This window comes from bacterium SCSIO 12844, assembly GCA_024397935.1.
Lineage (GTDB): Bacteria > Pseudomonadota > Gammaproteobacteria > Francisellales > Francisellaceae > M0027.
The window spans coordinates 697,068-709,307 of sequence record CP073743.1 but is presented as its reverse complement, the minus strand read 5'-3'; the positions used below and the strand labels follow the sequence as shown (position 1 = coordinate 709,307).

General features: G+C 32.6%; 11 protein-coding genes. 5 read left to right on the top strand and 6 right to left on the bottom strand.

Going from position 1 to position 12,240, the window contains the following annotated elements; translation table 11 throughout:
• Positions 1-77 precede the first annotated feature (77 nt).
• Positions 78-1,877 carry a monovalent cation:proton antiporter-2 (CPA2) family protein gene (locus KFE69_03435; GenBank protein UTW43210.1) on the bottom strand — a complete coding sequence of 600 codons (1,800 nt, stop codon included), beginning with the start codon at positions 1,875-1,877 and terminating at the stop codon, positions 78-80.
• 236 nt (positions 1,878-2,113) lie between these two features.
• On the opposite strand from KFE69_03435, the gene def reads away from it, so the two are divergent.
• Positions 2,114-2,620, top strand: coding sequence for a peptide deformylase (gene def / locus KFE69_03430; GenBank protein ID UTW43209.1), 507 nt, complete (start codon positions 2,114-2,116; stop codon positions 2,618-2,620).
• 32 nt (positions 2,621-2,652) lie between these two features.
• Here def and KFE69_03425 read toward each other — a convergent pair whose 3' ends face one another.
• Together KFE69_03425 and KFE69_03420 are read right to left on the bottom strand one after the other, a co-directional pair.
• Entirely contained in the window at positions 2,653-3,756 is a 1,104-nt protein-coding gene (locus tag KFE69_03425) for a hypothetical protein (protein UTW43208.1), read from the bottom strand.
• 44 nt (positions 3,757-3,800) lie between these two features.
• Complete coding sequence (locus tag KFE69_03420) at positions 3,801-5,927, bottom strand: hypothetical protein (protein ID UTW43207.1); 2,127 nt, start codon at positions 5,925-5,927, stop codon at positions 3,801-3,803.
• A 139-nt stretch (positions 5,928-6,066) separates the two neighbouring features.
• On the opposite strand from KFE69_03420, the gene KFE69_03415 reads away from it, so the two are divergent.
• From KFE69_03415 to KFE69_03405, 3 genes are all read left to right on the top strand, one after another.
• Positions 6,067-6,216: a peptide deformylase gene (locus tag KFE69_03415; GenBank protein ID UTW43959.1), complete on the top strand. Its 150-nt coding sequence runs from the start codon at positions 6,067-6,069 to the stop codon at positions 6,214-6,216.
• A 99-nt stretch (positions 6,217-6,315) separates the two neighbouring features.
• Entirely contained in the window at positions 6,316-6,975 is a 660-nt protein-coding gene (locus KFE69_03410; protein UTW43206.1) for a protein-L-isoaspartate O-methyltransferase, read from the top strand.
• 17 nt (positions 6,976-6,992) lie between these two features.
• Positions 6,993-8,441 (top strand): TolC family outer membrane protein, encoded by a 1,449-nt coding sequence (locus tag KFE69_03405; protein ID UTW43205.1) that lies wholly within the window; start codon positions 6,993-6,995, stop codon positions 8,439-8,441.
• On the opposite strand, the gene udk is transcribed toward KFE69_03405, so the two are convergent.
• Positions 8,432-9,064: a uridine kinase gene (udk, locus tag KFE69_03400; GenBank protein ID UTW43204.1), complete on the bottom strand. Its 633-nt coding sequence runs from the start codon at positions 9,062-9,064 to the stop codon at positions 8,432-8,434. The genes KFE69_03405 and udk overlap by 10 nt on opposite strands.
• Positions 9,065-9,193: 129 nt before the next feature.
• Here udk and pdxH point away from each other — a divergent pair, with 129 nt between their 5' ends.
• Complete coding sequence (gene pdxH / locus KFE69_03395; GenBank protein UTW43203.1) at positions 9,194-9,841, top strand: pyridoxamine 5'-phosphate oxidase; 648 nt, start codon at positions 9,194-9,196, stop codon at positions 9,839-9,841.
• On the opposite strand, the gene KFE69_03390 is transcribed toward pdxH, so the two are convergent.
• Together KFE69_03390 and KFE69_03385 are read right to left on the bottom strand one after the other, a co-directional pair.
• Positions 9,838-10,218: a RidA family protein gene (locus KFE69_03390; protein UTW43202.1), complete on the bottom strand. Its 381-nt coding sequence runs from the start codon at positions 10,216-10,218 to the stop codon at positions 9,838-9,840. The two genes, pdxH and KFE69_03390, sit on opposite strands and share 4 nt — an antisense overlap.
• Positions 10,219-10,303: 85 nt before the next feature.
• Complete coding sequence (locus KFE69_03385; GenBank protein UTW43201.1) at positions 10,304-12,151, bottom strand: hypothetical protein; 1,848 nt, start codon at positions 12,149-12,151, stop codon at positions 10,304-10,306.
• Positions 12,152-12,240: the final 89 nt, after the last annotated feature.

Below are 12,240 nucleotides of genomic sequence, written 5' to 3'. Positions count from 1 at the left end.
TATCAACTAATATAAAATTGCTTTATATGATACCTAATCTTACTTGATTAGCAATGGATAAAAGCCATATTAATAGCTTACTTATTTTTTTTTACTTCTTTTTTAAGAATAATTTCTAACTCATTAATCATTGATGTCTGTGGATCAACATACGCTTTGTCTTGATTCTTTTTCTGCCATTTTAGTTTAAGCTCATTAACTAAGCGTAAGTCATACGCTTTAAATAGACTTTTTCTTAATTTTGCTCTATCTGGTTTTTCACCTAAAAATAATAATGATTGGTAACCTGCCTCAATCGCTGCTTCAAATGTTTCTCTAACTATATAATCAGCACCTGCTTCTTCTAACTCATAGACATGGTGTCGATCAATGGCACGCGCAATAACACGTTTATAAGGATAGTGATGCTTAATTAACTTAACTAATTCAACTTGTACTCGACGGTCATTAATTGCTGCAACAAATAACTTAGCTGATTTGATACCTGCTTGCTCTAATAATTCAAGACTTAATGCACTACCATAATAGCCTTGCCCACCATATTTATTAAATTGTTCAATTAACGCAGCATTATGATCAACAACCGATGTTAGATAATCATTACCATTTAACAGACGTGTAATTACTTGCCCAAATCTACCAATACCAGCAACAACCGCATATTCTTTATGGTTAAGATTATTATGGTGCATTTTATAAGCAATTTTTGGTTGGATTACTCGCTCAAATAAAATAAATAATAATGGCGTAAGCATCATAGATAAAGTAACTGCTAATACAAACATATCTGCAACTTGATCATCTAAAATATGTGAAATATCTGCAAATGCAAATAATACAAAGCCAAACTCACCAGCTTGAGCTAATCCCAAACTAAATAACCAAAAATCCCCACTGCCTAATTTAAATAGCTTTGCCAATAGTGCAAGAATTAAAAACTTAACAACCACTAATATCACAGCCCAAATAATAATTGTCGACAAATCATTGATTAACAACATAAAATTAATACTTGCGCCAATTGAAATAAAGAATAAGCCCATCAGCATCCCTTTAAATGGCATAATTTGGCTTTCTATTTCATGGCGATATTCACTATCGGACAAAACAACACCAGCAAGGAATGTACCTAATGCAGGAGAGAGACCCAAGTTATTCATTAATAATGCTATACCAACAACAAGTAATAAAGTAAATGCTGTAAAAATCTCTAACATTCTAAGGTGTACAATATAGCGAAATAATGGCCTAATCAAAAAACGACCGATTAAAATAATTCCTAAAATAACACCTAAAATAAGTAAGGCCTGCATCCAACCAGGTAATTTAATTAATGACTGATGTCCATTTGCAAGGTGGCTAAAATCTCCTAATGCTAATAGCGGTAATAATGCAAAAATAGGAATAATTGCAATATCTTGACTTAATAATACGGCAAGTGAACTTTGACCTGCTTTTGTTTTAAGCCAACCTTTCTCTTGTAGAATCTGTAAGACAATTGCTGTTGAAGATAGTGATAAAATAAGACCAATTGTTAAGGCTTGATTCCAATGAAAGCCCCATAATAATGCAACAATCGCTAATGCAATTGTAGATAGAATAATCTGTAGTCCACCTAAACCTAATAATTGCTTTCTCATCTGCCATAAAACACTTGGTTTAAGCTCAAGACCGATAATAAAAAGCATTAAGATAACACCAAATTCTGCGAAATGCTTAACACCATCTAAATTATCAGTAACAAAGCCAATTAATGGGCCAATAATAATGCCTGCAATTAAATAACCTAATAATGACCCCAAACCAAGCCGTTTAGCTAAAGGTACTGCAATCACTGCTGCCAAAAGATAAATAAATACCTGTTCAAATATATACACACAACCCACCAGATTATTTAGGCTTTACTATTAAGTTTAGACAAATATAAGGATTTTTAAGTTATATTTTTAATAAAAATTTCATACCCACTTCATAATCATCCATAACAAATCTTACCTAAATAAACACCAGGCTATACTTTATATAGCTAAAATGATAAAATTGAGCGAAATTATAATAGTTTAATAACTTTAATTAAAATCAAAAGATGACTCTTAAAAGGTAGATAATTATCATGGCATTACTTGAGGTTTTAAAGTACCCTAACCCATTTTTAAAAAAGAAAGTTGATAACGTTAATATCGAACAAATTGAAAGTTTAAGTGAAACGATTAAAAATATGTTTGAAACGATGTACCACACTAAAGGTATAGGCCTTGCTGCAACTCAAGTTGGTATTAATGCACGAATATTTGTTATGGATTTATCTGAAGATCGCTCTAAGGCTATGTGTTTTATTAACCCTGAAATTATTGAAAGCCATGGTAGTACGTTATTTGAAGAAGGCTGTTTATCATTTCCTGGAGTATTTGTTAAAGTTAACCGTGCTGAAAAAATCAAAGTAAAAGCCTATGATGAGACAGGCAAATCTTTTGAATTAGAAGCTGATGGATTAAAAGGTATTTGTATTCAACATGAAACTGATCATTTAAATGGCATTACCTTTTTTGACCACCTATCACCATTAAAACGCAAAATGGCTGAAAAAAAATTTAGCAAAGCACAAAAGTTAAGTGCATAAATCTCAGTCACTCTTATTTAAGAACGACTAAATCAAATTAATTTTAACATCTCCTGACCCAAGCGAAAACCTATGATAATAGGTGACGCGGAATCATAATGATAATATGCTGATAAATCTCTAGTATTAGTATAGTTCGTCGCAAGCAATATCTGTGCATCTGTCTTCTGAGCTTGCTGAATAATCAATCCATTTATGCTATTATTGGCATCAGAAGCAATAACGATTGGCAATCGATTTAAGCTCAAATCTGCACGTAGATCTAATAAAAAATCAATTAAATTATCGCGATAAGTCATAACATAATCATTATTAAACATATCATTAAATCCTTGAAACCAAAAAAACCCCCTTATATTCACATCTAAATCCATATCTTGATACTCTGGAAAATAGTCGCTAATGTTACTTTCAATATTCTTTACCCAGTCTATAAGCTTAGGATAAAGAGATTCTTTAGTTGATGGCGGAAGTCTTTTTTCCATCGAAGGACTTCTCCATTGCTGGTAAAGATCTGAACCACCTTGAACGAGTTTTATCAAAACTATATCTCCATCATTAACATCCATATTCTTTGCTAAAACTTTACCGATTAATAGCTCTGGACCATATTTAGCTGATTTATTTGCATAGCCATATCCAACTGATAAATCGCCTGATTTTATAGATCTAAGTTGAAGCGCATCATCATTTCGAACATAATTAATTGATATTATCTTTACCCGATTAGAATCATTTAGTAGATCTTTCCTAAAATAAAGATTGTTATACATATTTAGAATATTATTAGCTTCATTATCAGTAAGTTGTTTATCATATTTATATTTTGGTACACCATCTACCATATAATAATCTGTAATAGTTTTAAATAAACGCGTAGTTTCATCCTCTCCTAAATAGCAGTCATTACCCTCAATTTCAAACTCATCAACTGCACATAGTAGTTTTTCTAATTGTATTTTTTGTGCATAACCTTCCATATTAGATTGGCCGGCTAAAACAAATACATTGATTTTTTTTACCTCACTTTTTAAAGAATAAGCTGAAAAACTTACATCATACGCTAATAACAAACACATAGCTAAAAGCAGTTGAATAATATACATTTTCAAAGCACTCATATATCTGATATCCATAACTTTCTCCTTGTCTAACATCCAATTTTTCTTTTAACTTAAGATCAAATGGAGTTCATCTTTTTCACTTTATAACGATAGCTGTAACTATCAAATCCAGAAAAATGATCAGGAGTACTTGCCACGACCAAAAATACTATTGAATTCTCTGGTGTGTTGAATTGAATAGTTTTCTCAACACCAGCTCGCATCGCAGGAAATGCTATATACTTATAAGTATCATTTGTCAAATCATGTATAACTATCCTAGCTTGCATTTCGGTGTAAGCCGGATTATTGGCATCAACAGATACTCCTATGTCAAAATTTTGACTCATTGGGGAATCAATTTCGTAAGTATTATATGCCCAAGAACCAATCTTATACTGTGGTGGAACTTCAACCCAATCTCCATTCGTACCATTATCATCAAGATATGCAATAATTTTTGGACTATCTTGTATACATGTTGCAGGGTCATAATTTTCATCACCTTTATACATCCTTTTACATGACCCTAGCTCAGATTTAACGTATGAGTCACTAAATGAATAATCATAGTTGATAGTTTTAGCTGCAAAATCAGCAAACACTTGCTTCAAATCATTTCCTGATTTAGCTAGGATATCTTTAACAGCTGCAATTGGTTCTGACTTGGCTCGAGTATCATTAAAAACATCACCAATAAAACGATCATTTAATACATATCGTGTTATATATGCAAAAAATATAAATGCACCATATTGGTGGCCACCTTTAAAACGACTATCTATACTTTCATCAATTGGAGAACTTTGGGTAGACCATAACGGCAGATGGGGAACCAACGTATAATAGCCGAGCAATGTATCATACGCTTCTGGAAGACCGCCTATAATAGCATCTGGAGCCCAAGATGCCGTAGATTCAAGAAGAAATTTATTGCCCCGTTTACCACTATATGCTTTTAATTGCCCTTGGAATGAATGGAAATTTTCATGCAACCAATATTGGTTAATCGGTTTTGATTCGCTAAACTTTTTAACGAAATTTCTTCTTATACCATAACTTAATACTAAATTACGCCCAGCTGTTTCATTACTCCATTTCATAAAACCACATACATCACCATGTAAATACATTCCAGAACGTAGTACATTACGCTCAAATACCTCATCTTGCTCCTTTAGGTAATATTGATACTGGCTTAAAGGAATTGGTTGCTCATTTGGCTCTAAATCACTATCTTTTGGCCACCACAAACAAACATATGCACCACATAAAAAATTGGAGTAACCTTCTTGATATGGTGAATTTGAGGGGCTATTAAGACATCTAGCAGCAAGGCTTTTAGTTTCTTCAGCTGTTAGTAGACGGTCGTACATTCTAATAGACCACAATTTACCAGTATACGGCCCGATAGTTAATTCTTCTAAATTAGTATAAAATTCATCACCTTTATTGGCATAAACCGTATATTTTACATTATTAACAAATAAATCAATACGGTCTTTTGTGACCAAAATCTCAACTGCATTACAACTTTTGGACTTTAGTTTAGTCGATGATGCTTTTAAAGTATAAAATTTATTTTTTTTACTTATAATAGTTAAAGCTAGTCTATTAGAACCCTCTAGTACTGTTATATATTTTGACGCCATTACTGTATAAGAGTATGTCTCCTCAGTAAGCTTTTCACCTGGCTTTTCAAAAGGTATCATTCTAAAAAACCATGAAGATTGATTAGAATTTTGGTTATTTTGAAAAATAACTTTTATCATTTTATTTGAAAAATCTGTACGAGATACAAAATCGTTACTGTCAATAGCAGTTACCTTTATCCAATTATCATTTAAGCTTAGATCATCATCATTAATAATTATTGGCATATGCAGTAATAAATTATCCGTTGGTGGAGCGAATTGTTCTGATTGACATACTGCTTCACAGCGGTTACTTACACAGCTTAACCCTGTATTACAAGTACCACATTCAATAATATTAGAAGACCCTGGCTTTACCAATCTTCCACACTGAGCATTTTTAGAAACACAATAGTGATAATCTTTTAATACATGCATGGAATTTTGATATTTTTGCAAAGCTTCTACTGTTAGCACAGTTGATGTTTTCGAATATGACTGTGTAAACAAAAATATCTGAAATACAAATATAAAAATTGAGAGGATAACCCCATATCGTATAGTGTCCATAATACATCCTTTTTTTTATGGCTTTAGGCAGCAAATTTAACCAAATACAATATTAATTTAGTCGGCAGTTGCCTCAAAACACGCTATATTAAATAACACACATTTTACACTTAGATAAAAAATAAAAATCTAAGTTGATATAAAGGAATTTGAAGTAAACTGCAGCGCATGTTGTATTCAACATGAAACTGATCATTTAAATGGCATTACCTTTTTTGATCAACTATCACCATTAAAACGCAAAATAGCTGAAAAGAAATTTAGCAAAGCACAAAAGTTAAGTGCATAATTACTTAGATAAATGTAAATTTTAATAGCGCATAAATTTGAGTATGCTAAAATTTCAGCTATTGAAAAAGCTAAGATTTTATGAGTTGATAGCCTACTTATGAATAACAATACAGCCAAAATGAACATGATCAAGCAACAGATACGAACTTGGGGCGTTAATGATCAACGTATTTTAAATGCTTTTTATGATTTACCACGTGAGAAATTTGTTCCAGAACGCTTCAAAGAGTCTGCTTATGGCGATTTTAGTATCCCTTTGGATTTTAATGAGTGTATGCTAAAACCAATGATTGAAGCTAAAATTTTAGAAGTGCTGAATATTCACGCTTCTGAAACCGTACTTGAAATCGGTACTGGTAGTGGATATTTTACAGGCCTTCTAGCCAAATTAGCACAATCTGTTGTTAGTGTAGATATCCATAGTTCATTTATTACACAAGCTAAACATAAGCTAAAATCACTGGGTGTATTTAACGTTAAATTAATTACAGCCGATGTCATCAATGAGTTTAAAGATGAAATGACATATGATGTCATCGTTATTACAGGCTCAACACCAGAAGTGCCAAAAATATTTTGTGATAAACTTAATATAGGTGGACGCTTATTTGTAATTGTTGGCCAAGCAGATGCTCATGTTATGGAAGCAACCTTGATTACTCGTACTAGTGATACAGAGTTAGAAACCAAAAAAATGTTTGAAACGGTTGTACCACCATTACATTCAATTAAACAACCTGAGCGTTTTACTTTTTAAATTTTAAGGAGCATTCGATGATGCGATATCGATTATTAACGGTTACTAGTTCACTGATACTGTCATTTGGACTTTGTTATGCTGACAGTAATGATCAAAACTATTATAACTTAAAACAAGTTTATAATATTGCCAGTGAACATAATGCAACGTATCAAGCAGCTTTTGAAACATTTAAAGCCAATATAGAAGGTGTTGGTATTGCTCGAGGTGCATTATTACCTAATGTTGGCGTTACTAGTCAGTTCAATTATAACTATACAAACCAAGCTACCGCTGGTCAAAAAGAATGGTATTTTAGTAATGTAAATACGGCTACTTTATCTCAAGTATTATTTGATTTTGGCTTATGGTCTACCTATTCACAAGCCCAATATCAGGCTAAAGCTGATGCCATTACTTATGATACAGCTAGACAGACTTTAATTATTGATGTTGCCAGTGCTTATTTTAATATTTTACAGGCTGAAGATAATCTTGCCTATAACCAGGCAAGCCAACAATGGAATGCTGAACTATTAAAACAAACACAACAAAAATACGATGTTGGATTAGCTGCAATTACTGATGTTCAATCTACAAAAGCAAACTATGAACAATCTGTTGCTGATACCGTGCAAGCTAAAAATAACTTAGAAAATTCTTATGAAGCATTAGCACAAATTACTGGTACTATGATTATCGATGTTATGCCATTAAAGAATAATTTCCCATTTGCTAAGCCAGAACCTACTAATATGCAAAAATGGGTTGATACGGCGATGAAAAAAAATCTAAACATCGTCTCAAATCAATTTCTAACTGAAGTTTCAAAAGAAGGTATTGATATTGCTTGGGGCAATTTCTTACCATCTGTCACTGGTACTGCTACTGCTAGCCGTTCTGACAGCTATCAACAAAATCCAGATGAAGTAACCAATACAGCAAGCTTAACTGCTACTGGCACTTGGAACTTACTTAATGGCGGTAGTGACTATGCAACATTAAAGCAAAGTAAATATACGCTCAAATCTTCACAATACACACTCAAACAAAGTGAACGTGATGCACAAAGCTTAGTACGTCAGGCTTATTTAACCGTCATGTCTGATATCAGCCAGGTTTCTGCATATGAGCAAGCCGTTATTGCCAATGAAAGCTCACTTAAAGCAATGCGCGCACAATATAATGTTGGTACCAGCACAATTGTTGACTTATTAAACCAACAACAATTATTACTTCAAGCACAACAAGAGTATGCTCAATCTAAATATGCTTATATTAATGATATGCTAACACTTAAACAACAAGCAGGAACGCTAGCACCACAAGATTTATATAGTATTAATCAATGGCTTGGATTAGCAGCTAAAACTGATCAATCAAAATCTAAAGATACAATGAGCCTACCTAACTCAAAAATGATAGACAAAAAATCACCTGATAATAAAGAAACGAATAAAACAACTAATAATACTCAATCATGATTGAGTAATTCTTTTAATTTGGCTTGAATCAAATCAATCGCAATACGATTTTTACCGCCATTGGGCACAATAATATCAGCATGTTGTTTTGATGATTCGATAAATTGCAAAAACATTGGTCTTACAGTTTGATGATATTGTTTTACAATACTATCTAAACTACGTCCTCGCTCTTCTACATCTCGTAAAAGTCTTCGGATAAAGCAGATATCTAAAGGTGTGTCCATAAAAATACGAATATCCATCATCTTTCTTAACGCCACATCAACAAATAATAAGATACCTTCTAATACGATGATATCTTTTTGGTGACTAACTGGCATCACCTGGTCAGTCCTTGAATGTGTAGCATAGTCATAGATAGGTACATCGATCGATTGACCATTTAATAACATTTGCAATTGCTCTTTCATTAAATCATGATCAAATGCGCTAGGATGGTCATAATTAATATTTGCTCGCTCTTCTAAAGTTAAGTCAAGGCGGTTTTTATAATAATGATCTTCAGAGATTACAACAACTCGATCTGATCCTAACTCATTAACGATTGTATTAGCTAATAGACTTTTTCCTGAACCGGATGCGCCTGCAACACCAATAATCATCAAACGCTTATCTGACATGAATTTATGGCTCCTAAACGACTCAATTATAAAATTTGAATTATTTTAATGCAATTTACTTTTTTTTGCTCGATAAAATTGTTATTTTTTAAACATCTGAATAATGAAATGGAAATAATAGTAGACGCAATGACAAAATTAAATACTTGGCGTATTAATTACCCAAACCGTGCCTTATTTCAAAATAAGCTTGGTAATTGCCCCTTTCTTGCTTTTCACCAATGGCTTGAAGAAGCAAATAAAACGAAGATTACCGAACCAAATGCTTTTTCATTGGCTACAGTTGATGAACACAATATGCCTGATAATCGCATGCTTCTATTAAAAGCTTTTGATGAGAATGGCTTTGTTTTTTACACCAATTACACCAGTGCTAAAGCAGAACAATTAAAATGTAATGCCCAAGCTTCAATGTTATTTTGGTGGCCAGATTTACATCGTCAAATACGTATTCGAGGTGCTGTTGATCCAGTTAGTTCAGAGACTTCTGATGAGTACTTCCAATCACGCGATAGAGGTAGTCGTATCAGTGCTTGGGCATCTAAACAAAGCCAATCTATTTCAAGCTATCAAGAACTTATTGATGCTTATCAAAAAGCACAGCAACAGTTTAAATCAAGAAAAGTAACACGCCCTAAACATTGGGGAGGTTATTGCCTAAAGCCTCAAATAATAGAATTTTGGCAAGGCCGACACAGCCGTCTGCATGAACGTGTGATTTATAAACGTAATGATATATCTTCTAAAGAGTGGCTAATTTGTCATTTAGCGCCTTAAGCAATATAAGCAATACCTTCAATTTCAATTGCAACATCTTTTGGTAAGCGTGAAACTTCAACCGCAGCTCTTGCTGGATAAGGCTGATTGAAATATTGCCCCATTACCTCATTGACTTGTGCAAAGTTAGATAAGTCCTTTAAAAAAATGCTTAATTTAACAAAATCACTATATCCACCACCAGCAGCTTCAACAATTGCACCTAAATTTTTAAATACTTGATGCGCCTGCTCAGTAAAATCATCAGAAACCACTTGCATTGTTTTAGGATCAAAGCCAATCTGCCCTGATACATATAACGTTTGATCATATAATACAGCTTGAGAGTAAGTTCCAATTGCTGCTGGTGCATGCTCAGTTTGAATAATTTTTTTCATAATTAAGGCCTGTTAGTTTTTATAATAGTAAGTGCCTTAATTATAATTACTATCCTAAACCTCGCAAGCATAACGTTAATAATTTTTAAAAACGATCTAAGCTTATATTTCCTTCACGTTGCTGTCTATTTTGTTCATCTATATCAGCTCTAAATTGAGTATAAGTCGGATCTGACATTTGCTTTGTTTCTCCAAAACGGCAAAATGGATATGGATGAGCATGCGTTTCAGATACTTTACAAACTTTCTCCTTTAATTCTGTACTCATTTGGCTTATTTGCTGTTGAGATTTTTCAAGTATACTATTTTTCAAAAACTCTGCAGCGTCATAGATACTATCTGTATAACCATATGAACTTAAGCTCCAACCCAGTTGACGTGCTAACTCTCTATATGGATTATCAAGATTATTCCAATCCATTACTTGATCAAATAAGTTAATTAAACCTAATAAATCTTTACTTTCATTTTCAGATTTTAATTGACTTAATAGATTAGTTTTAATTTTCTCTAAATCAGGTTCATTACTATTACGCCAATCAACTAACCATTGAGGTATTGCACCACTTTTTACTAACCCTGGATTGCCTTTTAAATAAACATCAACCATCGCCCATAGTTTTTGGCTATTCGAATTCATGCCTCTACCTTTAACCAGAGTAGACGCACCATGCAAACCTCTTAAAAACTCTTTTTCACTTATCGGTTTGCCTACATTAATAGACCATATAAGATTGAGTATTAATGAACTGACACGTGAACGATCAATTCCATCTTTACAACTATTATTAAATGTATGAGGATCTAATTGGCCTAAAATATAATCTTGTAATGAATATTTAGAAAAGTGATTAAATACAGCTTGCTGCTCTATATCTGATAAAAAATCACGCCTAGGCTCTAATAAACCCAATTGCTTTAATGTATTTTGAAATAAGGCATTTAAGATAATTTTTTCATGTTCTCTAGGACTAAATAGCTTATCTCTAGCAGCTTCACTAATCATAAATCCACGTTTATTTTTCATTACTGAGTTAATTAATAATGATTTAAAGTTATCTGTTGTTGACAGCTCACTTATTTTAAAATCAGCAGGAATGCTAATAACTGCTACATTACTATGCATAGATTCCAAATTATGAAGTTGATCAGATAACGCTTTCTCCCAACTTGCCTCATAACAGCTCTCATCTAATCTTAAATTATTAAAATAGACATGAGTAATATCTTTCTTAGGATATAATCTCTTTTGTGCATCTAAAAAATGTTCAAATAAGGGACTGATTCTTGCATGACCTAAATGATATTGTCCTTGTGTTCCAATACGTAACTCAGTTGCTAGTTTACTATCTTGCTTAAATTTAAAATTAAGCACCTGTGGCACATTTGTATTTTGTAATGATTTGTATTCTGGATATACTAATATGCCAGCTAAAGAGGCATAGCCACGCCCTTTATATGAGCCTTCAAAGGTAGGGTTATTCGTATTAAGGCATTCATTTTTAGGAGATAATTTATTAGTAATAACTTTTTCAATTGCATTTGAAGTTTGATGTGTTTTTCTAACCGTTGGTTCAATAACTGCCGTAGTATACTCTAGTGCTTGGTTAGGATTACAAAAAATAGCGAAAAGCAGTGGATCTAAGCTTTCAAGCTCTTTATTTTTACCCAGTTGCTTATAAGTACTTATTAATTCTTCAATAAAGTTAATAAATTGACTATATAAATTACCGTATGCATAACTTGCATCATACTCTATTTCTTCACCACAATATTGATAAATATTTTTTATAATGTCGCTTTGGTTTAATATCTCTGGAATAAATGCGACTAATTGCTTTAAGTGATCAAATGCCGCAACATTTAATAGTTGATCAGTATTTTTGATATCTTCTGGTTTTGGTAAATTCCATTCATCTCGGGGCTTTGGCATAAAACTCTCCCTAGCTTTTTATCTATATGACAATCCGTATCATTTAAAATTATGGCATATAAAATAATTGCACAGTAGTAGAGTTTTAT